General features: G+C 57.2%; 28 protein-coding genes. 10 read left to right on the top strand and 18 right to left on the bottom strand.

Annotation, left to right across the window (positions count from 1 at the left end):
- Positions 1-8: 8 nt before the first annotated feature.
- Positions 9-278: a type II toxin-antitoxin system TacA family antitoxin gene (locus AK59_RS0104990; RefSeq protein ID WP_013095428.1), complete on the bottom strand. Its 270-nt coding sequence runs from the start codon at positions 276-278 to the stop codon at positions 9-11.
- Positions 279-492: 214 nt separating this feature from the next.
- On the opposite strand from AK59_RS0104990, the gene AK59_RS0104985 reads away from it, so the two are divergent.
- The 6 genes from AK59_RS0104985 to AK59_RS0104955 all read left to right on the top strand — a co-directional run bounded on the left by AK59_RS0104985 (position 493) and on the right by AK59_RS0104955 (position 4,934).
- Positions 493-816, top strand: a complete 324-nt coding sequence (locus AK59_RS0104985) for an antibiotic biosynthesis monooxygenase family protein (RefSeq protein ID WP_023620659.1) — start codon at positions 493-495, stop codon at positions 814-816.
- Positions 809-1,207 (top strand): hypothetical protein, encoded by a 399-nt coding sequence (locus tag AK59_RS0104980; RefSeq protein WP_029882197.1) that lies wholly within the window; start codon positions 809-811, stop codon positions 1,205-1,207. The genes AK59_RS0104985 and AK59_RS0104980 overlap by 8 nt, the downstream gene beginning before the upstream one ends.
- The gene (locus AK59_RS0104975) at positions 1,179-1,874 is read left to right on the top strand and encodes an ArsR/SmtB family transcription factor (protein ID WP_029882196.1); all 696 of its coding nucleotides are present in this window, start codon (positions 1,179-1,181) and stop codon (positions 1,872-1,874) included. The genes AK59_RS0104980 and AK59_RS0104975 overlap by 29 nt, the downstream gene beginning before the upstream one ends.
- Positions 1,875-2,333: 459 nt before the next feature.
- Entirely contained in the window at positions 2,334-2,804 is a 471-nt protein-coding gene (locus AK59_RS0104965) for a MarR family winged helix-turn-helix transcriptional regulator (protein WP_013095432.1), read from the top strand.
- Entirely contained in the window at positions 2,801-3,868 is a 1,068-nt protein-coding gene (locus AK59_RS0104960) for an HlyD family secretion protein (protein ID WP_029882194.1), read from the top strand. Before AK59_RS0104965 ends, AK59_RS0104960 begins: the two co-directional genes overlap by 4 nt.
- Positions 3,858-4,934 carry a DUF2955 domain-containing protein gene (locus AK59_RS0104955; protein WP_013095434.1) on the top strand — a complete coding sequence of 359 codons (1,077 nt, stop codon included), beginning with the start codon at positions 3,858-3,860 and terminating at the stop codon, positions 4,932-4,934. Before AK59_RS0104960 ends, AK59_RS0104955 begins: the two co-directional genes overlap by 11 nt.
- Here the strand turns inward: AK59_RS0104955 and AK59_RS0104950 are convergent.
- Positions 4,904-6,202, bottom strand: a complete 1,299-nt coding sequence (locus AK59_RS0104950) for a DUF445 domain-containing protein (RefSeq protein WP_013095435.1) — start codon at positions 6,200-6,202, stop codon at positions 4,904-4,906. The two genes, AK59_RS0104955 and AK59_RS0104950, sit on opposite strands and share 31 nt — an antisense overlap.
- 169 nt (positions 6,203-6,371) lie before the next feature.
- Here AK59_RS0104950 and AK59_RS0104945 point away from each other — a divergent pair, with 169 nt between their 5' ends.
- Both AK59_RS0104945 and AK59_RS0104940 read left to right on the top strand, forming a co-directional pair.
- Positions 6,372-6,659, top strand: coding sequence for a BrnT family toxin (locus AK59_RS0104945; RefSeq protein ID WP_029882193.1), 288 nt, complete (start codon positions 6,372-6,374; stop codon positions 6,657-6,659).
- Complete coding sequence (locus AK59_RS0104940; RefSeq protein ID WP_023620649.1) at positions 6,646-6,948, top strand: BrnA antitoxin family protein; 303 nt, start codon at positions 6,646-6,648, stop codon at positions 6,946-6,948. Before AK59_RS0104945 ends, AK59_RS0104940 begins: the two co-directional genes overlap by 14 nt.
- A gap of 30 nt (positions 6,949-6,978) precedes the next feature.
- On the opposite strand, the gene AK59_RS0104935 is transcribed toward AK59_RS0104940, so the two are convergent.
- A complete protein-coding gene (locus tag AK59_RS0104935; RefSeq protein WP_029882192.1) occupies positions 6,979-7,617 on the bottom strand; it encodes a LysE family translocator in 639 nt (212 codons plus the stop codon).
- A gap of 48 nt (positions 7,618-7,665) precedes the next feature.
- Positions 7,666-8,409: an AraC family transcriptional regulator gene (locus AK59_RS0104930; RefSeq protein ID WP_029882191.1), complete on the bottom strand. Its 744-nt coding sequence runs from the start codon at positions 8,407-8,409 to the stop codon at positions 7,666-7,668.
- Between the two features lie 137 nt (positions 8,410-8,546).
- On the opposite strand from AK59_RS0104930, the gene AK59_RS0104925 reads away from it, so the two are divergent.
- Positions 8,547-9,917 (top strand): NAD-dependent succinate-semialdehyde dehydrogenase, encoded by a 1,371-nt coding sequence (locus tag AK59_RS0104925; protein ID WP_013095438.1) that lies wholly within the window; start codon positions 8,547-8,549, stop codon positions 9,915-9,917.
- Positions 9,918-9,958: 41 nt separating this feature from the next.
- Here AK59_RS0104925 and AK59_RS0104920 read toward each other — a convergent pair whose 3' ends face one another.
- Positions 9,959-10,279, bottom strand: coding sequence for a hypothetical protein (locus AK59_RS0104920; RefSeq protein ID WP_013095439.1), 321 nt, complete (start codon positions 10,277-10,279; stop codon positions 9,959-9,961).
- Positions 10,279-10,824, bottom strand: coding sequence for a YfaZ family outer membrane protein (locus AK59_RS0104915; protein ID WP_013095440.1), 546 nt, complete (start codon positions 10,822-10,824; stop codon positions 10,279-10,281). Before AK59_RS0104915 ends, AK59_RS0104920 begins: the two co-directional genes overlap by 1 nt.
- Positions 10,825-11,226: 402 nt before the next feature.
- On the opposite strand from AK59_RS0104915, the gene AK59_RS0104910 reads away from it, so the two are divergent.
- On the top strand, positions 11,227-12,585 hold the full coding sequence (locus AK59_RS0104910) for an esterase-like activity of phytase family protein (RefSeq protein WP_029882190.1): 1,359 nt from the start codon (positions 11,227-11,229) through the stop codon (positions 12,583-12,585).
- A gap of 53 nt (positions 12,586-12,638) precedes the next feature.
- On the opposite strand, the gene yjiA is transcribed toward AK59_RS0104910, so the two are convergent.
- The 12 genes from yjiA to hpaD form a co-directional block, all read right to left on the bottom strand.
- On the bottom strand, positions 12,639-13,592 hold the full coding sequence (gene yjiA, locus AK59_RS0104905) for a GTPase (RefSeq protein WP_029882189.1): 954 nt from the start codon (positions 13,590-13,592) through the stop codon (positions 12,639-12,641).
- 10 nt (positions 13,593-13,602) lie between these two features.
- Entirely contained in the window at positions 13,603-13,806 is a 204-nt protein-coding gene (locus tag AK59_RS0104900) for a YbdD/YjiX family protein (RefSeq protein WP_003856610.1), read from the bottom strand.
- A gap of 114 nt (positions 13,807-13,920) precedes the next feature.
- Positions 13,921-16,074, bottom strand: a complete 2,154-nt coding sequence (locus tag AK59_RS0104895; RefSeq protein WP_029882188.1) for a carbon starvation CstA family protein — start codon at positions 16,072-16,074, stop codon at positions 13,921-13,923.
- A 205-nt stretch (positions 16,075-16,279) separates the two neighbouring features.
- The gene (locus tag AK59_RS0104890) at positions 16,280-17,182 is read right to left on the bottom strand and encodes a helix-turn-helix transcriptional regulator (RefSeq protein WP_029882187.1); all 903 of its coding nucleotides are present in this window, start codon (positions 17,180-17,182) and stop codon (positions 16,280-16,282) included.
- Between the two features lie 178 nt (positions 17,183-17,360).
- The gene (locus AK59_RS0104885) at positions 17,361-17,873 is read right to left on the bottom strand and encodes a 4-hydroxyphenylacetate 3-monooxygenase reductase subunit (protein ID WP_020688846.1); all 513 of its coding nucleotides are present in this window, start codon (positions 17,871-17,873) and stop codon (positions 17,361-17,363) included.
- A gap of 17 nt (positions 17,874-17,890) precedes the next feature.
- Entirely contained in the window at positions 17,891-19,453 is a 1,563-nt protein-coding gene (hpaB, locus tag AK59_RS0104880) for a 4-hydroxyphenylacetate 3-monooxygenase, oxygenase component (protein ID WP_013095447.1), read from the bottom strand.
- Positions 19,454-19,630: 177 nt separating this feature from the next.
- Positions 19,631-20,563, bottom strand: a complete 933-nt coding sequence (hpaA, locus tag AK59_RS0104875; protein WP_029882186.1) for a 4-hydroxyphenylacetate catabolism regulatory protein HpaA — start codon at positions 20,561-20,563, stop codon at positions 19,631-19,633.
- Between the two features lie 9 nt (positions 20,564-20,572).
- Complete coding sequence (gene hpaX, locus AK59_RS0104870; RefSeq protein WP_013095449.1) at positions 20,573-21,919, bottom strand: 4-hydroxyphenylacetate permease; 1,347 nt, start codon at positions 21,917-21,919, stop codon at positions 20,573-20,575.
- 21 nt (positions 21,920-21,940) lie between these two features.
- A complete protein-coding gene (gene hpaI / locus AK59_RS0104865; RefSeq protein WP_029882185.1) occupies positions 21,941-22,738 on the bottom strand; it encodes a 4-hydroxy-2-oxoheptanedioate aldolase in 798 nt (265 codons plus the stop codon).
- A gap of 9 nt (positions 22,739-22,747) precedes the next feature.
- A complete protein-coding gene (gene hpaH, locus AK59_RS0104860; RefSeq protein ID WP_013095451.1) occupies positions 22,748-23,551 on the bottom strand; it encodes a 2-oxo-hept-4-ene-1,7-dioate hydratase in 804 nt (267 codons plus the stop codon).
- A gap of 67 nt (positions 23,552-23,618) precedes the next feature.
- Positions 23,619-23,999 carry a 5-carboxymethyl-2-hydroxymuconate Delta-isomerase gene (locus AK59_RS0104855; protein ID WP_029882184.1) on the bottom strand — a complete coding sequence of 127 codons (381 nt, stop codon included), beginning with the start codon at positions 23,997-23,999 and terminating at the stop codon, positions 23,619-23,621.
- A gap of 9 nt (positions 24,000-24,008) precedes the next feature.
- Positions 24,009-24,860, bottom strand: a complete 852-nt coding sequence (gene hpaD / locus AK59_RS0104850; protein ID WP_029882183.1) for a 3,4-dihydroxyphenylacetate 2,3-dioxygenase — start codon at positions 24,858-24,860, stop codon at positions 24,009-24,011.

Raw genomic sequence — 24,860 nt, 5'->3', positions numbered from 1 at the left:
TTCACGTATCACTCCAGATCCTGGAGACGCCTGGCTGCTCGCTTCAGTCGTTCATTTGGCGTTGGCGGGTTACTGATCGCATCCATCACCTGGTTCCATGATGCCTCGTTGAGGATCAGGCGGCGGTGCTGTTCAATCACTTCTGCTGCGCGTTCGGAGGCCGTACTTACCATGAATTGTGAAATTGACTGGTTCGTCATTGCCGCTGCTTCTTCGATCAGGCTTTTGTCGTCTTCGGTTAAGCGTAGATCGATGCGCTGTTTCTTTAGTGCTGACATGATTCGCTCTTCATCGTGACCTGGGGTTAATGCCCCGGTTGCATAGTAATATTTTGTACGGAAGTTTACCGTACATAAATCATATGTCTGTCATCATCGGATTTCAACGGGAAATTGAGCGCAGCGCCATCCGGCACAACACTTCGCTCCATACCGAAGCATCCTTGTCATCTGTCCTGCATTCTCTTCACACCATCACAACGGAGAGACCTTCATGATCGCAGTCATTTTCGAAGCCAAAGCCGCGCCGGCGCATCAGGCGCGCTACCTGCAGCTCGCGGCCGAACTTAAACCCCTGCTGGCGGATATTGACGGTTTTATCGATATCGAACGTTTCCAGAGCCTGACCACCGACGGCAAAATTCTCTCGCTCTCCTGGTGGCGGGACGAAGAGGCTATCCGCAACTGGAAGCAGAACGTTTTTCATCAGGCCGCGCAGGCCGAGGGGCGGGAGTCGATTTTTACGTACTACCGCATTCGGGTGGCACAGCTGGTGCGGGAATACAGCGCCGAAAACGGAGGGCACGCGGATGTATGATGTTCATGTGATTTTTAACGATACGCCGGGTGAACTGGCACGCTTTGGTCAGCTGTTGGGCAGTAAGGGGATTGGGCTGGAAGGCGGTGGTGTATTCGGCGTTGAGGCGCATTTTCTGGTGGAAGACGGCGAAAAAGCCCGCCATGTTCTGCTTGAGGCCGGATTTAACCTGAAAGCGGTTCGTCGGCCCATCATCAGAAAACTGCGGCAGGAACGCCCCGGCGAACTGGGGGAGATAGCTGCTGCACTGGCGGCTCGCGGGGTGTCTATTCTTACCCAGTACAGCGACCACGCGAATCACCTTATTCTGCTGACGGATAATGATAAGCTGGCCGCAGCAATCACCGAACCCTGGGCAACCTATGTTAAAGACGAGCTTACCGCCAGATAACAGCGCAGCGCTGGAGCAGGCCATTGCCGCAGTAGCAGCCGCAATGGCCGATCCGTCGCGCGTGAAAATGCTTTGTGCGCTGATGGACGGGCGGGCGTGGACGGCCACCGAGCTGAGTGCGGCTGCGGATGTGGCGCCGTCTACCGCCAGCGGGCACCTTGCGCGGCTGCTGGACGGAAAGCTCATTACCTGCCTGTCGCAGGGGCGCCATCGCTATTATCGCCTGGCAGGGCATGACGTAGCGGGGCTGGTGGAGCAGATGATGGGGCTGTCGTGGCACCGCATTTCTCCGCCGGAAACCAGCGCGCCAAAAGCCCTGCGTGAAGCCCGCACCTGCTACGACCATCTGGCGGGCGCGGTGGCGGTGCAGATCTACGATTTCATGCAGGCCGAAAGTTGGCTGGAGCCAGACGGTTCAGCATTAACGCTGTATGGCCGGGAGCAGTTTCTGAAACTCGGTATCCCGTTAAGCACCCATCCCCGCCGAAAGGCCTGTTGCGCCTGTCTGGACTGGAGCGAGCGGCGATTTCATCTGGGCGGTGAAGCCGGTGCGGCGCTGCTCATGCATCTGGAAAGCAAGGGCTGGATCCAGCGGGTAGCGGGGTATCGGGAAGTGGTGCTTACGGCTTCGGGGAAGGGCGCCATTACCCGACATTTTAGCCGCTAAACTCCGCTGCGGGCTGTGCCCTCACCTGCCGGGAGAGGATTCCCCAGTAATTTTTTAACCATAAGCGATAACGCTGCTCTCAGAATGACTGAGAGCATTCAGCGATGCCCTGGTCCGGCTGTAAATCGCTGAGGCGTCCCCGATAAGCCGGAAGGAATAAGCCGAAGGCACCGCGAAGCGGCGATTGAGCCGCCCTGGCACGTTCACGGGTCATGTTATTACAGAGTAGCAAGGAACATAAAGTGAACGGAATGACCTCCACAGCCGTATGTTCCCCCTCACCCCAGCCCTCTCCCTCAAGAGAGAGGGGGTCCTCCGTGCAGGCATTATTGTATGGGAAACCCTCAGCCCGCCGGGAGAGGGAGACATCGTTTCGCAATTCCTGCTCTTTCGCCTCGCGTTTCTTGATAGTTACCATGATAACTATTATCTTGACGACGTGTTTCGAGAGGTCCCCCCATGAGTGAAGAACAACTGTTTTGCCGCAGGCCGATGGGCATGCGGATGGCGATGATTGTGCGCCAGTGGCGCGCCGTTATTGACGACGCCATTCTCGATACCGGGTTAACCCAGTCGAGCTGGACGGTAATGATGCAGCTACATCAACTGGGGGATAACGTCTCGGTGAGTGAGCTGGCGGAGGTGCAGGGCATTGAACTGCCGCCGCTGATGCGCACCCTGACACAGCTGGAAAAGCAGGGATACCTGCTGCGCACCGTATCGCCTTATGACAAGCGCATCCGGCTTCTGACGCTGACGCCTGAGGGAAAAGCCATCCTAAAAAGGCTCACCCAGGTGATTGAGACGTACCAGACACGCGTATCGCAAAACATCGCGCCTGAGCATATCGAAATTTTCAGCGCCACCTTGAATCAAATCGCCTGCAATTTGCGGACAATCCGCGAAGAAGATAACAAGACCGAAAAATAATGACTCCTGAACAAAAGTTTGCCCGCTGGGTAAGGGTGAGTATTGCCTCTTTCCTGCTGATGTTTGTCTACTTTGTCGTCGCCGATATCTGGATCCCGCTGACGCCGGACTCCACCGTCATGCGCGTGGTGACGCCGGTTTCTCCGCGCGTCTCCGGGTATGTGTCGGCTGTGCACGTACACAACAACAGCCAGGTGAAGCGGGGCGACCTGCTGTTTGAGCTGGATGACACGCCGTTTCGCAATAAAGTGGAAGCGGCGCAAATCGCGCTTGAGCAGGCACGCCTGTCCAATGAACAGCTGGACGCGCAGATCGCCGCCGCCCAGGCCAGCCTGAAAACCGCCGTGCTAACCGCGCGTAACGACAAAGTGACCTTTGACCGCTACCAGAAGCTGAGCACGTTACAGAACGTCTCGCAGGCGGATCTGGATAAGGTCCGTACCACCTGGCAGAGCAGCGAGCAGTCCGTGAGCTCGATTCAGGCGAACATCCATAACCTGCGCATCCAGCGCGGCGAGCGGGAAGAGCACCGCAACGTGACGCTGCAAAAATACCGTAACGCGCTGGATGAGGCGGAGCTGAACCTCGGCTGGACGAAGGTTTACGCCCAGGCGGATGGTACGGTCAGCAACCTGCAGTTGAGCCCCGGGTTTTATGCCTCGTCCGGCTCGGCGGCGCTGGCGCTGGTGAATAATCAGACCGATATTGTGGCCGATTTTCGTGAGAAGAGTCTGCGCCATACCCATCAGGGGACCGATGCCGCCGTGGTATTTGACGCCTTTCCGGGACAGGTTTTCCGCGCCCACGTGACCAGCAGCGATGCGGGGATCCTTGCCGGACAGGAGGCGGTGAGCGGCGAACTGTCCGCGCCGGAAACCTCCAACCGTTGGGTGCGCGACGCTCAGCGAATGCGCATTCACGTGGCGCTGGATGAGACGCTGCCGAAACCGCTCCCGACCGGCGCTCGTGCCACCGTGCAGCTCTACAACAGCGAAGGGCCGTTTGCGCGCTTCTTCTCCGGGATGCAAATCCACCTGGTGAGCCTGCTCCACTATGTCTATTAGCACGCTGGCGCGGGTCTTTACCCCGCACGGCAACATCGTCTATACGGCCAATGACTTTCGCCAGACCCTGCGCATCGTCTTTGCCGGGATGATCGCGCTGAGTATTTCAAGTTTCTATAACACCAGCTACGGCGTGTTTTATGTGGTCTACCCCATCATGCTGCTGTCGCTGGTGCCGGTTTTTAACCGCCATGTGGCGAAGCAGTTTATCTTCAGCGCATCGCTAAACTGCGTCGAAATGGTGATTATCATCGGCTATCTGTCCCAGTGGCCGGTGATCATGACGCTGGTAGTTTTTGCCCTGTATGTCATGCGTTTTCGCTTTATGAGTAAGGGGCCGCTGTTCCTGTTCGGGTCGATGGGCGTGGTGTGCCAGAGCGTGATGCTCAACTTTATGAGCTATCCCACAACCGACTGGCACACGCTGCTGTTTTCCAACATTGAAGCGAGTGTGATGGCGGTATGCCTGAGCGCGCTGATGAACTACCTCCTGCCGGACGTTGAGCCGCGCAAGCCGCCGCCGCTGATCGAGAAAGATGATGCCCGCGTGCGGCACGAGTCTCTGCTCTCCGGCACCGTTGCGACGATGATTTTTGTCATCTTCCAGATAAGCGATTTGAGCGATTCGCTTTCGGCGCTGATGGCCGGTGTGTTGATTCTGTTCCCGATGCACTATCGCGGCGCGGTGATGAGCTCTATCTGGCGCGTGGCTGGCGTGGTGCTGGGCTGTCTCTATATTCTGGTGGTGCAGCTTATCCTCTACGATCACAGCAGCCACATGCTACTGATGATGCCGCTTATCGGCCTCGGGCTGGCGTTTGGTGCGCGTCTGCATGTGATGGAGAAGGTGGGAGCCGGCGTTGGGTTTGCCAGCATCACCACCATCGGGATTATGTTCGGTCAGAACATGCACCCGGACAGCGACCTGGTGTTCAGCGATCTCTACCGCATCACCTCGGTGACCTTTTCTCTGGTGGCGACGCTGACGATGGTGTTTCTGGTGCACTTGATCCTCAATCGCTTTGAGGCGACGCGCTACGTCATTGCACCACCCAAAACGGAGTAATGTGCAAGCACGGCGGGCAGTTGCGAAAGTAAAAACAGGATCAGGCCAATCGTCCCGCCCACCAGGGTGCCGTTGACGCGGATAAACTGCAGATCTTTGCCGATGTTAAGCTCGATCTGGCGGGACATATCTTTGGCGTCCCAGCTTTTTACCGTGTCGCTGATATGACGGGTGAGAAACGCCGCGAAATCCGGTGCCACGCGGTGTGCCGCCTGCTCGAGATGCTCATTGAGCGATGCCCGCAGGCTGTCGTCACCGAGCAGCGTTTCGCCAAACCACTGCCCGGCGTTGGCGATGCGCTGCTTCACGCGGGAATCCTCACGTTGCATATCCGCCTTCAGCCATTGGCGCAGGTCAGCCCACATCTCACCCAGATAGCGGTTAAACGCGTCGTCGTTCTTCAGGTAATGCTTGATGTTCTCTGCCTTTGCGGCCATCTCCGGATCGTTTTTCAGGTTGTCGATAAGCTTCAGCGTGGCGCGGTCGAACGCCTGGCGGATCTGGTGGGTGCGGTCATGACTAACGTCGTCCAGCAGGGTATTCACCGCGTTCGACACCATCTCCGCGCTCTGATCGCCCAGCCACTCGGTGGGCAGCACCATCGCCTTGCGCGGATGCTCGGTCTTAAGCCAGTGGACGATCTGGTCTGAAATGAATTCCCGCGTGCTGTCGCGTTGAATCAGGGTGATCAGGCGGTTGATGATGGCGTCCAGCAGTACCTGATGGCGGTTGTTTTTGGTCATGCTCTCCAGCATCACTGCGCTGGTTTCGGTGAAATCGACCTTATCGATGGCTTTATGCACCGCGCGTTTGAGCAGGCGCTGAATACGCCCGTCGTCGGTCAGCTCAAGAAAACCACCCATCACCTGAATCAGATGCTGTCCGACACGCTGGGCATTGTCGGGCTTGCTAAACCAGGTGCCAATCATCTGCGCCGGCTCATAACGGCGGATCAGCGCCACCAGCGACTGGGTGTCGAGAAACTTCTCCTGCACGAACTGGCCGAGATTATCGCCAATCCGGTCTTTATTGCGCGGGATAATCGCCGTATGGCGCGAGATAAACGGAATGGGCACCCGGCGAAACAGCGCGACGACCGCAAACCAGTCCGCCAGCGCACCAACCATCGCCGCCTCGGCAATGGCCTTCACGCCGCGCACCCAGAAGGTTTGCGGCAGAAACAGGGTAGTGATAAACGCCGCGACGGCAATCAGCAGCAGCGACAGCGCCAGCAGCTTGGCGCGTTTGAGTTCAGCGATTTTTTCCATGGGTTAAGGATAGAGGGAGACGGGGGGAAAGTGCAAAGACGGGAGCGTTACACCATCTTCGCTTGTGGAATCCGCCTTCCGAAATTAAACACCGCTTTTGCTTAATTGGTTTAATCCTTGCGCAGTTTGTATATGCTTTTTTGTATATACAATCAGGGAAGGGTACACTATGCCAACGGAGTATGAGTGGGATAGCGATAAGGCGAAAAGTAACCAGCAAAAACATGGCATACGCTTTGAGGATGCGGTTTTGGTTTTCGACGATCCTTATCATTTGTCTGTTCAGGATCGCTATGAGAACGGTGAGTTTCGCTGGCAAACCATCGGCCTTGTGCAAGGCGTCATTGTTATCCTGGTCGCACATACGGTACGTTTCGAAAGCGGAGGCGAAATTATTCGTATCATTAGCGCATGTAAGGCGGACCGTAAAGAGAGGAACCGTTATGAGCATCGTTAAACATAAACGAGGTAGTTCGCCTGAGGTTAGCGCTCGTCGTGACGCTGAGCTAAAAGCATTAGCTGAAAAACCAGAAGCAGAAATCGATTACAGCGATATTCCTGCCACGGACGATAAACAGTGGTCCGGGGCGGTGCGAGGGAAGTTCTATCGGCCACTTAAAACGCAGGCATCTGTACGCATTGACGCCGACGTGATGGAGTGGCTGAAACGGCCTGGAAAGGGTTACCAGACGCGGCTAAACGCCATATTGCGTGAAGCGATGCTGCGCGATCAAAACAAAAAATAAACCACGGGCAGCGTTGGGCTGCCCCTTATTTCAGCTTATCAGATCCAGCAGCCGCCACAGTACCCACCCGCCAAACCCCATTAGTACAACCCCTGCCGCCCGCTCAATTAGCCACAGCGAACGGCTGAGCCTCTGTTGCACCGCGGGCAGCCCCATCAGCGACACCAGCGCCAGATCCCACACCAGCACCACCAGCACCATCCAGACGCCGCAGGTCGCCTGCTGAAGCAGCGTGACGTTCGGCCCCAGCAGCGCCGTCATCAGCGCCAGATAGAACAGGGTGTTCTTTGGATTTAACAACGCCGAGCCAAGTCCCAGCAGGATCTGCTTACGCAGTGAAGGGAAGCGCTGGTGGGTTTCATTCAGCGCCAGCGCTTGCGGGCGGCTGCGCACCAGATGCGAACCGATCCACAGCAGATACAGCGCCCCGCAAATCTCGATAAGGGTAAACAGCCACGTAAACTGGCGCAGCGCGCTCCAGCCGATAATCACCAGCAGGATATACAACCCGTTGCCCGCGGCGATGCCGAGGCACAGCCCGGCGCTGCCGCGCACCCGGTAGCGCGCCGCGTAGCCCACCAGCAGGAAGAAATCCGGGCCCGGGCTTAACAGGGCGACAAAATGCGCCAGCGCCAGAGCGAGAAAAGCGGAAGGGAATAACAGTTCCATAGCAACCTCTGTGTAAAAAACCGAGGTCAGACTACGGCGATGCAAACGCTATTTATTGTTCGATATTGATCGGCCCGTGGCGTACTGGCGCGGCGTGGCGGCGGTATAGCTCACAAAGGTCTTATGAAAATGGCTCTGATCGGCAAACCCGCTCTGGTAGCCGACATCGGCAATATCATCCCCGGCACGCAGCCGCGCTTTGGCGTATTCCACGCGGGAGATGTTGAGAAAGGTGCCCGGCGTAAGGCCAGTGTCCTGCCTGAAGGTGCGGATCAGCGTCTCTTTGCGCAGCGAGAAGCGGTGGGCAAGGTCGTCGAGTGACGGCGGGCTGGTTAAATCGGCAAGAAACGCCTGCTGAATGTGCTGGCTGGTTGAGCGTAATTCACCCGTGCGGCTGGCGCAGCGCGGAAGGGCAGAAATCAGCATGTTCAGGGAATTAGCCGACATGTTCTCAACAACGTTCTGGTAAAGAGCAAACAGCGTGCTGTCGCGAATGACCTGTTCTGCCAGGGGATAATCCGTGTCGATATAGAGCATGTGATAGCTGCGGGGCTGGCCCGCAACGGGGTTGCAGCTGTGCGGCACATGTGCCGGGATCACGATGAGATCGCCGGGGTGGAGGATGTACTGCGTGTCATTGCACCGGCAGCAGGTCTGGCCTTCCACTATCGCGCCAATCGAGAGTTGAGGGTGACAATGACGTTTATATGCCACGGTACTCTGCCACGTGCTGCGCAGCTCAAGGCCCGGAAGGCGGTTAAAGGTCTGGCGGATGTGTCGGGTATGGGTCATAGGCGCTCCTGTCAGGAACATTTTTATACCATGCCCTGGCCTTACTAAGAACCTTCCGGATATACCCAACTTTACGTCCATCACCCGTCATGTTGTCTACCCTTACTACCCTAAGCGGTAAAACATGGAGATTCGATATGGCTTATCAGACAGTAAATCCTGCCACCAACCAGCTCATCAAAGAATATCCCTCTCATACCGACGCGGATATCGAAGCGGCGCTGAAAGCGGCCGACGCCCTTTACCATTCGCAGTGGGCGAAAGGCGACATTGAACAGCGCCTGCCGGTGCTGCATAAGCTTGCTGACCTGATCGACGAACGCACCGAGGAGCTGGCTAAAATTGCCAGTCAGGAGATGGGTAAGCTCATCGAACAAAGCCGCGGTGAGGTGAAGCTGTGCGCGCAAATCGCCCGCTACTATGCCGATAACGCGAAGCAGTTCCTGGCCCCGGTGAAGTACCCGTCTGAACTCGGAGAAGCGTGGGTGGAGCATCACCCCATCGGCGTGCTGATGGCCGTGGAACCGTGGAATTTCCCGTATTATCAGCTGATGCGTGTTCTGGCACCTAACCTGGCGGCGGGTAACCCGGTTCTGGCTAAACATGCCAGCATCGTGCCGCACTGTGCCGAAACCTTTGCTCATCTGGTGCGTGAGGCAGGGGCGCCGGAAGGGGCATGGACCAATCTCTTTATCTCGTCTGAGCAGGTGGCGAACATCATTGCTGACGACCGCGTACAGGGGGCCGCGCTAACCGGCTCTGAGAAAGCGGGCAGCGTGGTGGCCGCGCAGGCGGCGAAGCACATCAAGAAATCCACCCTTGAGCTGGGCGGTAACGACGTTTTCGTGGTGCTGGACGATGCGGATCTTGATAAAGCGGTGAAGACAGGCGTGAACGCGCGACTTAACAACGCCGGTCAGGTCTGTACCGCAGCGAAGCGCTTTATCCTGCATGAGAAAATTGCCGATGCCTTCCTGAGCAAATTCACCGACGCCTTTAAGCAGGTGAAAATTGGCGACCCGCTGGATGAAAGCACCACGCTTGGGCCACTGTCTTCTAAAGATGCGCTCGAAACGCTGACAAAACAGGTCAACGAGGCGGTGAAAAAGGGCGCGACGTTACACTATGGTGGTAAACCGGTGCAGCGCGACGGGAGCTTCTTTGAGCCGACGATCCTGACGAATATCTCCCGCGACAACCCGGCGTACTTCGAGGAGTTCTTCGGCCCGGTGGCGCAGATATATGTGGTGAAAAACGATGACGAGGCGGTCGCCCTGGCGAACGACTCTCACTACGGACTGGGCGGTGCGGTGTTCAGTCAGGATATTGAACGCGCGAAGAAAATGGCGTCACGGATTGAGACCGGCATGGTGTATATCAACTGGCTCACCGATACCGCGCCAGAGCTGCCGTTTGGCGGCGTGAAGCGCTCCGGTTACGGACGCGAGCTGTCGGATCTGGGGATCAAAGAGTTTGTGAACCAGAAGCTGGTGGTGGTGCGTAAGTAAGCGGCAATAAAAAACCTGCCAGTAGGCAGGTTTTTTAGAGATTATTGCACTTCAATTTTATCCCAGCCGCTTTTGAACATGCAGCTGTCTACGAGGGTCGCCCTGCGATCCTCATTGGCGTCTTCAACCGTGTAGCTCGTGGAAATATCCTTTTTCTTGTTCTTCAGATCCGTTTTTTCCGAGTCCGAACCGGTTACGACGTTATCCGGGGGCAGATCGATCAGCGCCTGCGCTTCACATTCCGTGAGCTTTTTGTTCATTTCAGCGTCGCTGACGCCCGGTTTCACCCATTTGTACTGGACGCAGCCGGTGAGCAGAAGCGTGAGGCTCAGAACGCAAAGCGCGGTAATGCGGTGTTTCATCAGAAGGTGACTCCACCGCCAACATACGCACCGTCAATCAGGGTGTGGCCTGGACGACCGTCTTTACCATCAACGCTCACGTGGCGGTAACCCACTTTCAGGGTCACAGGTGTAACTGGCGTCCAGCTTACGCCGCCGTTGGCTTCAACGTAGTTTTTCACGCTGTTGTTCATCCCTTCTGGTGCCACGTAGCCTTCACCATACAGATGAATGCTGTCGGTCAGGGCAACGTTTACGCCGCCACCGATCGGGAACGCCACGCCGTTATCGCCTTTTTTCGGGCCGATATAGATAGCTTTTGCACCCGCGTTCAGCATGACCGGGCCAAGACCCAGGTTATAACCTGCACCCACACCGCCGGTCTGCGTACCGTCATCGGTGTTTTTCAGCCAGTTGCTTTCCACATACAGGCCAGATGAGGATTTACCCATCTCCAGGTTGAGGTTGGTAAAGTTTTTACCCTGCTCAACGCTGCCACCCAGAGCGAGTGCAGAACCCGATACAGCAGTCAACGCAGTCAGCAGAAGGATATTCAGTTTTTTCATCTCATATGCCTCGTCATCAATTTAATCTGGGCGCACCTTAACAAGCGATGTTAATGACTGCAAATGTGATGAAAGTCGCCGTTTTATGCTGGTTTTGTTAATTTTTTAATTTGGTGGTGTTGCGAGAGTGTTGGGTTGCGAGGTCGTCAACGGGTAATGATTTGGCGTTTAGAAAGTGTTTATTTTTTTAGCTAAACATAATCTGAACGAGAGCAGAAAGAGTGGTTCGCAGCGAATTAATTGAGTTTCTAATAATTTCCAGAAATGTTTCCGCTGTTACAGATAACAACAGAGCTTTACATTTCTTTGGCGCTCCGGCCCGCGCAATGTTGCCATTCGATGTCATTTTCCTGACACGTTTCTTCTTTACGGTATGAGCTTCACTTTATGGATGCTAACAACATGAAAAGAAAAATTATTCCTGTGCTAATCGGTTGTGTGCTTTCTTTCTCTGCCCTCGCGGCGCAGCCTACGGCTGAGCGCTATGTCGTCAGTTTTCCAGAAGGCACACACGTGAACTACACCGGCGCATTTGCCAGTGCATTCCCGAACGGCCTTCCGGTTGGGATAGGTTCTGGCCTGCTGTTCACCGGGAAACAGGGCGATGCCCTGACCTTCGCCACCATTACCGATCGCGGTCCGAACGCGGATTCACCGAAAGTGGGTAAAAACGAAGCCAAAATTTTCGTTACGCCAGATTTCGCGCCGCTGCTGATGACGATTCGTGTACAAAACGGCAAAGCGGAGGCCATTGATGCCCGTCCTCTGCATGACGATAAAGGCGCGATCAACGGTCTGCCGCTGGAAAGCGACGTGATTGGATCCACCAATGAAGTGGCCTTCAGCGACACGTTAAAGAGGCTGAAGGGGGATAATCGCGGGCTGGATACGGAAGGGATCACCCCGGACGGTAAAGGCGGTTACTGGCTGTGCGATGAGTATGGCCCGTTCCTGATTAACATCGACAGTAAAGGGAAAATCCTGGCGATCCACGGTCCGCAGGCGGCGGAAGGGGAAAAAGCAATTGCGGGCGGTTTGCCAAATGTCCTCAAATGGCGTCAGGCGAACCGCGGCTTTGAAGGACTCACCCGTATGCCGGACGGGCGTATTATTGCCGCCGTGCAAAGTACGCTGGATATCGACGGTAAGAGCAAGAAAAAGGCGCTGTTTACGCGTCTGGTGAGCTTTGACCCGGCAAGCGGGAAAACCGCGATGTACGGTTATCCCATCGACAGCGCGGCCTACAGCAAAAACAGCGACGCTAAAATCGGCGACATCGTGGCGCTCGATAACCAGCACATCCTGCTGATCGAACAGGGAAGTGATAAAAACGACGGAATGCGTAACCTGATTTACAAGGTCGATCTCAGTAAGGCGAGCGACCTGTCAGGTTTCGACAAGCCGGGCGAGTATCCGGAGTTTGATGATGAGAAAACCCTGGCACAGCGCGGCATTACCCTTGCGCAGAAAACGCAGGTTGTTGATCTGCGCGCCCTGGGCTGGCAGCAGGAAAAGGCTGAAGGGCTGGCGCTGATCGACAGCAAAACGCTGGCGGTGGCGAACGATAACGACTTTGGCGTGAAGGTGGCGATGCAACATCCGGTCGAGGGCAAGAAGCTCAAGGATTATCGGGTGAACGCGGAAGGAAAGCTGACGCTGGATGATAAACCGGTTGAGACGACCCTCAGCGTGAAGCCGCTGGAGAAACCGGCGTCTGACAGTGAGTTGTGGATTGTGACGCTGCCGGAGGCGGTGAAATAAGTTTATCTCTTACCCTAACCCTCTCCCCATAGGGGAGAGGGGATGCTGGGCGGTTATCTCTTCAGCCCCGCAAACGCCGCCCGAATTTCCTCTTCCGGCAGCTGGATGCCAATAAACACCATCACGCTGCGCGGCGGCTCGTCGCCCCAGGGTCTGTCCCAGTCCGCGCTGTACAGCCGCTGTACGCCCTGGAACAGCAGGCGGTTTGGTTCGCCGTCGATCCACAGCATGCCTTTGTAGCGCAGCAGCTTATCAGCAAACGACAGGAGCAGGTTCTCCATCACGCGGGAGACCTCGCTGATGTCTACCGGGTAATCTAGCTCCACCACAATCGACGCTACGTCGTTCTGCTTATCCGCCATAAAGTGAAAACGCGGTTTTGAGGTGACATGCTCTTCCAGCATAAAACCGTTGGTGTTGAACAGCTGAGACAGGTCGATATCGCCGTGCGTCACGGTGTATACCGGCGCGCGGGCGTTGATGCGTGCCAGGCGCTCGCGCAGTTTAACGCTCTCGCCCGCCACGTCGGTTTTGGTCAGCAGGATGCGGTCGGCGTAGCCCACCTGAGACTGGGCGATGGTAAACTGGTTCATCTGATCGTCGGCGTGAACCGCGTCGACCAGGGCAATCACGCCGTCCAGCAGGTAGCGCTGGCAAAGGATGTCATGTGAGAAAAAGGTCTGAATAATCGGGCCGGGGTCGGCCATGCCGGTGCATTCAATCACCAGGCGGTCAAAGTGGATGTCCCCACGATCGTGGCTGTCGAGCAGGTCCAGCAGGGCATCTTCCAGTTCGTTAGAGCGGGTACAGCAGATGCAGCCGTTGGTCAGGGTTTTGATCTGCGTGGCGCGATCGCCAATCAGCTGGTCGTCAACGGAGACTTCGCCGAACTCGTTTTCGATCACGGCGATTTTGAAACCGTGCTGCGCGTTGAGAATGTGGCGCAGCAGGGTGGTTTTACCGGCGCCGAGGAAACCGGTCAACAGGGTGACGGCAATCGGGGTCATGGTCTCTCCTTTAGCAGCAGCGGACGCCGCCTTCTCCACTTCCGCCGTAGCGCGCTTCCTGACGCTCGCGGAAGAATTCAGTGTAGGTCATGTAGGGCTTATCCGGGTGGTTGGTTTTCATATGCTCAACATAGTTGTCATAGTCCGGAATGCCAATCAGCATTTTCGCTGCCTGACCGAGGTATTTTTTTGCTTCGCCTAAGTTACCAAACATTGTGGATTCCAGACAGGAAAAGCCCCTCACCCTAACCCTCTCCCCATAGGGGAGAGGGAACTTTTACACCCTCTCCCCTATGGGGAGAGGGCTGGGGGGAGGGGTATTAGTAGATTAATGGTGCGAAGAGGTCTTCACGCCGCCTTCCGGTACCGGCACGTACGGGGTCTCTTTGTCCGTACGACCTTCAGCGTTACGCACTTTCATCCAGGTTTTGATGCCGTAGAAGATAATGCTGTACACCACCACCAGGAACAGAATGCTCAGACCCGCGTTGGTGTAGTTGTTCACCACGATATGGTTCATGTTGGCAATCTGCTGGGCGGTGAGATCCGCGCCACCGGCGGCAATTTTCGCTTTGTACTGGTTAGCCATGTAGAAGAAGCCTTCCAGCTGCGGGTTGCTGCTGAACAGTTTCAGACCCAGCGCCCAGGTGGTGCAGAGCAGCAGCCACAGCGCAGGCACCACGGTGACCCAGATGTATTTGGTGCGTTTCATCTTCACCAGTACCACGGTGCCGAGCACCAGGGCAACGGCGGCCAGCATCTGGTTAGAGATACCGAACAGCGGCCACAGGCTCTTCACGCCGCCGAGTGGGTCAACAACGCCCTGGTACAGCAGGTAACCCCACAGGCCAACGCAGCCCGCGGTACCCAGCACGCCCGCCACCAGAGAGTCGGTTTTCTTCAGGAACGGCACGAAGTTCCCCAACAGATCCTGCAGCATAAAGCGGCCTGCACGGGTACCGGCGTCCAGCGCGGTGAGGATGAACAGCGCTTCGAACAGAATACCGAAGTGGTACCAGAAGCCCATGTCTGCCCACGGCAGCACTTTGTGGAACACGTGTGCAATACCTACCGCCAGCGTCGGTGCGCCACCGGCGCGGTTCAGCACGGACGGTTCGCCGATGTCTTTCGCGGTCTGCATGATCTGCTCAGGCGAAATCACAAAGCCCCAGGAACTGACGGTCGCCGCCGCGTGAGCGCTGGCGTCCTTCAACTGCGCCATAATCAGCGCCGCGTTGTCACCGCCCATCTCATGCAGGTTTGGCATGGTGATGCCCAGGCCTGCCGGCGGGGTGTTCATCGCGAAGTAAAGACCCGGTTCGATGATAGACGCAGCCACCAGCGCCATGATCGCCACGAAGGATTCCATCAGCATGGCACCGTAACCGATGAAACGCGCGTCGGTTTCGTTGGCCATCAGCTTCGGCGTGGTGCCGGAGGAGATCAGCGCGTGGAAGCCAGAAACGGCACCACAGGCGATGGTGATAAACAGGAACGGGAACAGGGCGCCTTTCCACAGCGGACCGGTACCGTCAATGTACTGGGTCACCGCCGGCATTTTCAGTTCAGGGTTGATGATCACAATACCGATCGCCAGCCCGACGATGACGCCGATTTTCAGGAAGGTCGCCAGATAGTCACGCGGAGCCAGAATCAGCCATACCGGCAGAAGGGCAGAGATAAACGCGTAACCAATCAGGGCAAAGGTGATGGTGGTGTCTTTGAAGGTCAGCGCCGGACCCCAGTACGGGTCGTGCGCAATCACACCGCCGAAGTAGATAGAGGCAACCAGCAGCACGATACCAATGACCGACACCTCGCCGACGCGGCCAGGGCGCAGGAAGCGCATGTAGATCCCCATGAACAGCGCAATCGGCACGGTAGAGCAGACGGTAAAGACGCCCCACGGACTTTCAGCCAGCGCTTTCACCACGATTAATGCCAGCACCGCGAGGATGATGATCATAATCAGGAAGCAGCCGAAGAGGGCGATGGTACCCGGCACGCGGCCCATCTCTTCTTTGATCATCTCACCCAGCGACGAACCGTTACGGCGCGAGGAGATAAACAGCACCATAAAGTCCTGCACCGCACCCGCCAGCACGACACCAGCGAGCAGCCACAGGGTACCCGGCAGGTAGCCCATCTGCGCGGCCAGTACCGGGCCGACCAGAGGGCCAGCGCCTGCAATGGCGGCAAAGTGGTGACCAAACAGCACATAGCGGTTGGTTGGCACGTAGTTCAGGCCGTCATTGTTAATGACCGCCGGGGTGGCACGCGTCGGATCGAGTTTCATGACCTTCTGCGCGATGTATAAGCTGTAGTAGCGATAAGCCACAAGGTAGACGGAAACCGACGCGACCACGATCCACAGGGCGCTTACGTGTTCGCCCCGGCGTAATGCGACAACCGCCAGACAGAAAGCGCCGAGGATCCCGAGTAAGGCCCAGGGCACGTGCTTCAGTAGTTTTTTAGTATCCATAGTAAGACCTGGTTTTTTATGTAAAGAAAAAAGGGTCAGGGTTCGTTGTGAGGAGGTATTGAGTAATGCTGGAGCGATCGTGCCAGAAGCTTGCGCGCGTAAAGGGGAGAAAATGGGTGAGTGGTTGAAAGTGCCTGGTGAGCGGTCAAAGGGGGCGGCGAGTGGTTCAGGCTCGCCGCCAGCGGGAGAAATAATGTGATACAGATCACCCGGTTACCGTGGCTGCGCTCCCCGCCAGGTAGCCTTCCAGCGTTTTAACCAGCTTTTCCTTAAGCCAGGCTGGCTCCAGGATCTGAATGTTGGGTAACCAGTAGAACAGCAGCGGCAGGATCTGGTTTTCATGTGCTGCCTGACAGCGCAGCGTCACGCCGTCGTGTTGCTCCTCCAGCAGCTCTTGTGCCGGGAGGAGATCGCGGCGCAGGAAGTAGTGTGAAATATTATCCTTAATAAATATTTTCACCTCGAAAGTATCTTCCGATACCCACGGATCGAGGTTTTTTTCCAACAGCCCGATCACATTTTCGTCCGGCGTAAAGGTGCGTTTCTGAATATCAAGCCAGCGAATCTGACTCAATGAGAAGGATTTTAACCGGCTATTTTCGGTAGCTTGTAAATACCATATATTTTTTTTGTTAATGAGTTTATAGGGGTTAATCAGCCGGGTTTTGCCTTTATAAACGATCTGGCAAACATTACAGTTTTTAATCGATTTTTCAATGTTGGATAAATGGCGACGAATATCACGTTCCGCCGTGTGCTCCGCCTCGTTGGCGAGAATAAGAATATGATTTTCGTCAACGCGCTTTTCGAGTTTCTCCCAAAACTCCGCGTTTCTTTCGGGGAAAAAGCTATCAGCATTCAGGAAGTTAGCAAGGGTATGGTGTAATCCTTGTCCGCCGGGCGATTGCGCGGAATGGATCAGCCGATATAGCCCGTTTCCGGTATGTTCCACAATCGGGGAGAGCGCATTTAAATCCCGGTAGACGGTACGCTCGGTAATATTAAATTTCTCCATCAGCGCACTGCGGTTTATCACACCGTTTAAATGTAGCTCAAGGAGAATATCGACCAGACGTTCAGCCGAGCGGCTCCGCGTCGTTTTAGCCATAAGGTCTTCCTGTATATTAGGGTATGCGCTGAATGATGCGGATAGCACTGACACAGCGTGTCAGTATTCAGGCACAGAAAATTTCTCTTATGGCTATATAACGGCGTGATTTAGCGGAAACCTTAGGAATTTTTGCAGAAAGGCGCGCTGGCCTCAGGAGGGCCAGCACGAGAGGGGATCACACGGCTGCTTCCGGCTCCATCATTACCGGGTGGAAACGGCGTTTGAAATAGATCAGGCCGTGGCCCTCTTCACTGAGGATGATATTTTTAATTTCAACAAGATAAACCAGATGCGTGCCGATGGTTTGCACCTGACTTATCTCGCCTTCCAGGCTTGCCAGCGCCCCTTTCAGCACCGGTTGCGCCAGCGGACCTTTCTGCCAGCAGGAGAGGGTAAAGCGCTCCTCCATGGCCATCCCGGTCATACCGGCGAAGTGGCGAGCCATGATCTCCTGCTCGTGGTTGAGCACATTCACGCACAGTTTGCCGTTGCCCTGAAACACCGGGTTCATGGCGCTGTTGGCGTTGATACAGACCATGATCGACGGCGGGGAATCCGTTACCGAGCAGACGGCAGTGGCGGTGATCCCGCAGCGTCCGGCATCGCCCGCCGTGGTGATGACATTCACCGCGGCCGACAGGCTGGCCATGGCGTCGCGAAAACGCAGGCGTTGTTCATCTGAATGCATTGAAACCTCCCGCTGCGTTATTTCAGCAGCTTGTCCAGCATGTTGATATCGCTGTTGTTGTGCAGGTGTGGCACCGTCCAGCCGTGTTGGTCGTACTCAGACATGCAGCGGTCGACCATCGCCATCATTTTGTCCATGTTGCCGGAGCTTTGCGCCTGGCGCAGACACTGCAGGCGAATTTCGTCCTGGCTGCCGGAGTAGTTGATCTCATACAGCTCGTGACGGCCGCCAAATTCGCTGCCGATGGCATCCCACATCAGCTTCAAAATCTTGATGCGTTCGACGTGATCCATGCCGTTGGAGCCGCGCACGTACTTCGCCAGATACTGATCGATCTGCGGGTTGTTCAGATCCCGTGCGCTGGATGGCAGGTAGATCAGCCCGCTGGTGACGTTGCGTTCGATGATGTTTTTAATCTTCGCGTAGGCCATTGGCGCCATCACGCGATAGGTTTGCAGCGCCGCGTGATCCGGCAGGTACGCACCGTTCACCCACGGCGTGGCTTCGGAACACATGGAGTCGCTCAGCGCCCAGAACATATTGCGCCAGGCGACCACTTCGCCGAGATCTGCCTGCACGCCGCGGAACTCCAGGGTGCCGGTACACTCCAGCGATTTTTTCAGCAGGGCGGTGATGAAGTCGAGCTTCACCGCCAGACGCACGCAGGCCTGCAGCGGGTACATGCGGGCAAAACCGCCTTCCATAGTCCAGCGACGGCAGCGGTCGAAATCGCGGTAGATCAGCACGTTTTCCCATGGGATCAGTACATTATCCATCACCAGGATCGCGTCGTTCTCATCAAAACGGCTGGAGAGCGGGTAGTCGTACGGCGAGCCGGTAGCGCCAGCCACCATCTCGTAGGAGGCGCGGGAGATCAGCTTCACCCCTTCGGCGTCCATTGGCGCGACGAACATCAGCGCAAAGTCCGGGTTTTCGCCCATCACCTGCGCGGAGCCAAAGCCGATCATGTTGTAGTGGGTCAGCGCGGAGTTGGTGGCAACCACTTTGGCGCCGCTGACGATGATCCCGGCGTCGGTCTCTTTTTCCAGCTTGATATAGACGTCTTTCACCTCGTCCGCCGGTTTGTGGCGGTCGATAGGCGGGTTGACGATAGCGTGGTTAAAGTACAGGCCGGTTTCCTGAATGCGGGTATACCAGTTACGGGCATTTTGCTCGAACTGGCCGTAGAAGGCCGGGTTCGCGCCAAGCGCGCAGCCGAACGCGGCTTTGTAGTCCGGCGTGCGGCCCATCCAGCCGTAGCTCAGGCGAGACCACTCGGCGATGGCGTCCCGCTGCTGACGCAGGTCGTCGGCGCTTTTCGCCACGCGGAAGAACTTATGGGTGTAACCGCCGCTGCCGGTGTCGGTGCCCCAGCACAGCGTGTCCTGCATGTCCGGTTTGTGCAGCGCGTCGTACATCTGCGCGATGGAGGCCGCCGCATTGCGAAACGCCGGATGGGTGGTGACGTCTTTAACGCGCTCGCCGTAGATATAAATCTCGCGGCCATCCTGCAGGCTTTTTAAATACTCTTCGCCGGTTAACGGGCGTTTGGTATCAGCGCGGAACTCTTCAGGCTTCATAGGGACCTCGTATCGGAATTGGTTTGTTAAATTTATGTTTTGTTTTTGTTGTTTAATTGAAGCGTGAGAGGGGCGGAACGTGAAGGGACGATTGGGACAACGGCAGGTACTTTTCGCGAGAGATGGCAGAGTGTGATTTCCCTCACCCTAACCCTCTCCCAACGGGAGAGGGGACGGTTACTCCCTCTCCCGTTGGGAGAGGGCAGAGGTGAGGGCAACAGGGGAAACCGGTACTTTCTGCGCCCGATACGCGCTGGGCGAGCAGCCCGTCAGGCGATTGAAAAAGCGGGCAAAATAGGCCGGATCCTTAAAGCCCAGCTGCCACGCAATCTCGCTGACCGTACTGTCGGAAAAGAGCAACAGCCGTCTGGCTTCGCGCAGCTGGCGGTCGAAGATCAGCCGCTTCGGCGGACGGTTGGCGAAGCGGCGGCAGATATCGGTCAGGCGGGATTCGGTCAGGTGGAGTTCACAGGCGTAGTCCGGCACCGTCCAGTGCTGATGATAGTGGGTGTCAATCAACTGGGTAAAGCGCTGGAACAGTTTTAACTCACCGCGCATGCCGCCTGAAGCGTGGTCGTCGAGCCTGGCGTTACGCAGCAGCAGGGTAAAGACCGCCTGCGCGAGCAGCACCAGGGTATGCTCGCGCCCAGGAAGTTGCCCGGTGGATTCCCTGGCAATCAGCTGCCAGTAGTGCCTGAGCGCCGCCAGCTCGTCGGGCTTATCGGCCAGCGACAGGCAGATTCCCGGCAAGCCAAACGCTTCTCGCGTGCCGGGGTAGAGCACCTCCAGCAGCGGCCAGATGAGATCCTCGCGTACCGTCAGAACGTGGCCATCGCTGTCGGATTCGGTGATAAACGCGTGTGGCACCGACGGCGGGGTAATGACGAACAGCGGAGCCTGTACCGAGTAGCGATGATCGTCGAGCTGGAGTTCTATCTGCCCGGTATCAAGAAAGTGCATCTGAAAATACTGGTCGTGACGATGCGCCTGCATGTCGCGGCCAAAAAAGGCCGCCATGCGGGCGAACGACTGATAGTGCACATCGTCGGTGCCCAGACTTTCGTCGTACTCTTTGCTGATATCGATATTGGCGACGGGGCTCTGGCACATAGCTCCTCCTCAGTGGATCTTCTGTGCCGCCATCCCCGGATCGCGCCCGAGGCTTTCCTGGCGGGTCATTGGGATCCGCGTCAGCACCAGCGCGCCCACCACCAGCAGCCCGGCGACGAACCACAGCCCGGAGCTGAAGCTGCCGGTGGCATCACGCAGAATGCCGATCAGCAGCGGGCTGACGGCGGATCCGACGTTGCCGATAGCGTTGATCACCGCCAGCGCCACCGCACGGGACTGCAGGCTAATAACCTGATCCGGCGTGGTCCAGAATATCGCCATGGCGGTAAACGATCCGGTTGAGGCCATGATGATGCCAAGCAGCTGGATCAGGCTGTGATCGGTGGCCGAGGCCAGCATCCATCCCGCCGCCGCGAAGAGATACGGCAGGATGGTGTGCTTTTTTCGCTCTTTCAGCCTGTCGGAGCGACGGCTCCACCAGATCATGCCGAGGATGGTGCAAAACTGCGGGATCGCTGCCAGCAGGCCGATCACAATGTTGCTGCTGCCGGTGTTGAAGCTTTGCAGGATCTGCGGCGTCCAGATGTTGATCGCACTTAGCGTGTTCGTCAGGCAGAAATAGGCCAGCGTATAGAGCAGTACCGCCGGGGTCAGGACTTCACGCAGCGTTGAACGCGGCGTGGCGGCATGCGCCACCGCCAGCTCTTGCTCACGGGCGATCATGGTTTTCAGCGTTTGCTTTTCTTCATCATCCAGCCAACTGGCCTGATCCGGGGTGTCGTTAAGGTAGAACCAGGTCACCACGCCGAGCACCACCGACGGCAACCCTTCCAGCAGGAACAGCCACTGCCAGCCTTTCAGGTTCCACAGCCCGTCCATCGCCAGGATGTAGCCGGAAAGAATAGAGCCGAGCATCATGGTTACCGGCATGGCAATCATAAACAGCGCGTTGGCGCGGGCGCGGTGATAGGCCGGGAACCACCAGGTGAGATAGACCAAAATCCCAGGCAGGAAGCCAGCCTCGGCAATGCCCACCAGCATACGCAGCACATAGAGCGTTTCCGGGCTGGTGGCGAACATGGTGCAGGTGGAGGCGATCCCCCACACCACCATGATCCCGGCGATCCAGCGCCGGGCGCCGATCTTCGCCAGCATGATGTTGCTCGGGATCCCGCACAGCACGTAGGTGACGTAAAAGAGCGTCGCGGCCAGGCCAAACATCGTGGAGGTGAGGCCCAGATCTTTGCCCATCGTCAGCCCGGCAAAGCCAATGTTGATGCGATCGAGAAACGAGAAGACAAACAGGATAAAGAGAAACACGATCAAACGACGGAACAGCTTATTTATAACGCGATGTTCAACAGCTTTATTATCTTGCAGGGTAGAGGTCGTCATGGTGCGCTCCAGATCTTACGTTTAGTAGACGGATTTATTGTTATTAACTGACGTAACCGGGTGATCGATAAAACGTGCCGCCAGCGCTTCGGCGCTGCGGGCGAGCAGGGCGGTGTCGACGCCGACGGCGACAAACAACGCGCCGAGTTCGAGATAGCGTTTTGCCAGCTGCTCGTTGGCCATCAGGATGCCGGGCGCTTTGCCGGCGCTCAGGATCTGCGCGATCGCCTGTTCAATGGCCGCCTGCACTTCCGGGTGCTGAGGATTACCGGCAAAGCCCATGTCGGCGCTCAGATCCGCCGGGCCGATAAACACCCCGTCGACGCCGTCCACATCCAGGATCTGCGGCAGGTTTTTTAGCGCCTCGCGGGTTTCGATTTGCACCAGCACGCACATGGCGTCGTTGGCCTGGTGCAGGTAGTCCGGGATGCGGTTCCAGCGCGAGGCCCGCGCCAGGGCGCTGCCCACGCCGCGAATACCCGCAGGCGGATAGCGCGTGGAACGGACCGCCAGACGGGCTTCTTCGGCGTTTTGTACCATCGGTACCAGCAGGGTTTGCGCGCCCACATCCAGCAGCTGTTTGATCTGCACCGGATCGTTCCACGACGGGCGTACCACCGGCTGGCTCGGATAAGGGGCGATGGCCTGCAGCTGGGTTAAGACGGTCTGCACGGTGTTCGGCGCATGTTCGGCGTCGATCAGCAGCCAGTCGAAACCAGCCCCCGCCAGCAGTTCGGCGCTGTAGCTGCTGGTCAGCCCCAGCCATAAACCAATCTGCGGCTTTCCGGCTTTCAGCGCCGTTTTGAATGCGTTTTGCATGGTTATCTCCTAGACAAAGCGGCAGCTGATGGAGCCCATGTTGCCGTAGTCCACGTGGAAGGTATCGCCTTTGCTGGCCGCGACCGGACGGGTAAACGAACCGCCGAGGATGATCTGCCCCGGCTCAAGCTGCACGTCGTACGGCGCAAGCTTGTTAGCCAGCCACGCCACACCGTTAGCCGGGTGGTTGAGCACGCCCGCGGCGACCCCGGTCTCTTCGATCACCCCGTTGCGATAGAGCAGGGCGGAGATCCAGCGCAGATCCAGCTCGTCGGGCTTAATCGGACGGCCGCCGAGGATGACGCCCGCGTTGGCGGCGTTATCGGAGATGGTGTCGAACACCTTGCGCGGGCGCTGGGTTTCCGGGTCAACGTTGTGGCAGCGGGCGTCGATCAGCTCCAGCGCGGGGATGACGTAATCCGTGGCGTTGTAGACGTCGAAGATCGTGCAGTTCGGGCCGCGCAGCGGTTTTGCCAGCACGAAGGCCAGCTCCACCTCAATGCGCGGGACGATAAAGCGATCGACGGGGATGTCGCTGCCGTCGTGGAAGAACATATCGTCCAGCAGCGCACCGTAGTCCGGCTCGCTGATCTGCGAGCTGGCCTGCATCGCTTTTGAGGTGAGGCCGATCTTGTGGCCTTTCAGCACGCGGCCTTCGGCGATTTTCAGGTTCACCCATTCGCGCTGTACGGCGTAGGCGTCTTCAATCGTGATCTCCGGGTACTCCAGCGAGATCGCGCGGATCTGCTCCCGGGACTGCTCCGCCTGATGCAGGCGGTGGGCGATCAGGGTATGGGTGTGTTTGTCGAGCATGGCGATATCCTGTTTTATGTTTGTTTTCTCCCTCTCCCAGTGGGAGAGGGGACAGACCGTGCCGGTATTACGTAAACAACGCGTGTACGTTGTTTTGTTTGTAATTGAGCGTCGGGTGCAGTTCATCGAGCTCAAACGACAGCGCCAGATAGCGGCTCGCCATGAGGTTGGCAAAATGCGCTTTGATCAGCGCAAACAACATCTCCCCCACGGCCTCGCGGCTTTCCAGGCTGCGCCCGGCGCCAATCTTCAGCGTCATATGCACAAAGGCGTACTCCTGCTTGCCGTCCGCCATCTGCCAGGTATCCAGCCAGTGGGCGCGGCTGCGGATACCGCCGATGGGGAAAATTCCGGTGGCGGCCAGCGCCTCGTTCACTTTGGAGAACAGCCCCGGCAGGTCGGCCTGCTCGCGGATGTTGTCGGTACATTCAGCGATAAAATGCGGCATGGTGGCTCCTTACGCGGGCAGCGGGAAAACGGCGTTAACCTGGCCGGTACCGGAGCTGGCGAACAGCTCGGTGAGGAATTCAACCTTGCCGTCGTATTTGTCCCAGCCGAGCATGCCCAGCAGCATCACCGTGTCGTGCATGTTGCCCTCGCCGTAGCAGTAATCGGCGTACTCCGGCAGCATGCTGCAGAACTCTTTGAACTGGCCTTCGCGCCATAGCTTCACCACCCGTTCGTCCATCTGGCGGTCGAACTCGCGGGTGTAGCTGTTCATCCCTTCTTCCGCACGCTGGTCGTCGATAAAGCGGTGCGACAGCGAGCCGCTGGCGAGCACCGCCACGGTGCCGTCATACTTTTCAATGGCGCTGACGATGGCCTCGCCCAGCCTGCGGCTGTCGGCGAAGTCGTGAACCGTGCAGAACGCCGAGATGGAGACCACTTTGAAGTGCTTATCCGCGTTCATGTAGCGCATCGGCACCAGCGTGCCGTACTCCAGCTTCAGGCTCGGGATGTTGTGCGCTTTGGCGCGCACGCCAAGCTTGACCGCCTCGTCGGCGATCAGCTGCCCGAGCTCCGGGTTGCCGTCGTAGTCGTAGGTCATGTCGCGGATAAAGTGCGGCAGCTCGTTACTGGTGTAAACGCCTGAAAAATGGTCGGCACAGTTGATGTGGTACGCGCTGTTCACCAGCCAGTGGGTGTCGAAAACGATGATGGTATCGACGCCCAGCTCGCGGCAGCGCTTGCCGATCTCTTTATGCCCGTCGATGGCCCCCTGACGGCAGCCGTGGTTTTTACCCGGCAGCTCAGAGAGATACATTGACGGTACGTGCGTGATTTTTGCCGCTAACGCTAACTTTCCCAT

Source organism: Enterobacter sp. T1-1 (assembly GCF_000710795.1).
In the GTDB taxonomy this organism is placed as follows: domain Bacteria; phylum Pseudomonadota; class Gammaproteobacteria; order Enterobacterales; family Enterobacteriaceae; genus Enterobacter; species Enterobacter cloacae.
This window is presented reverse-complemented; position numbering and strand designations above follow the sequence as displayed.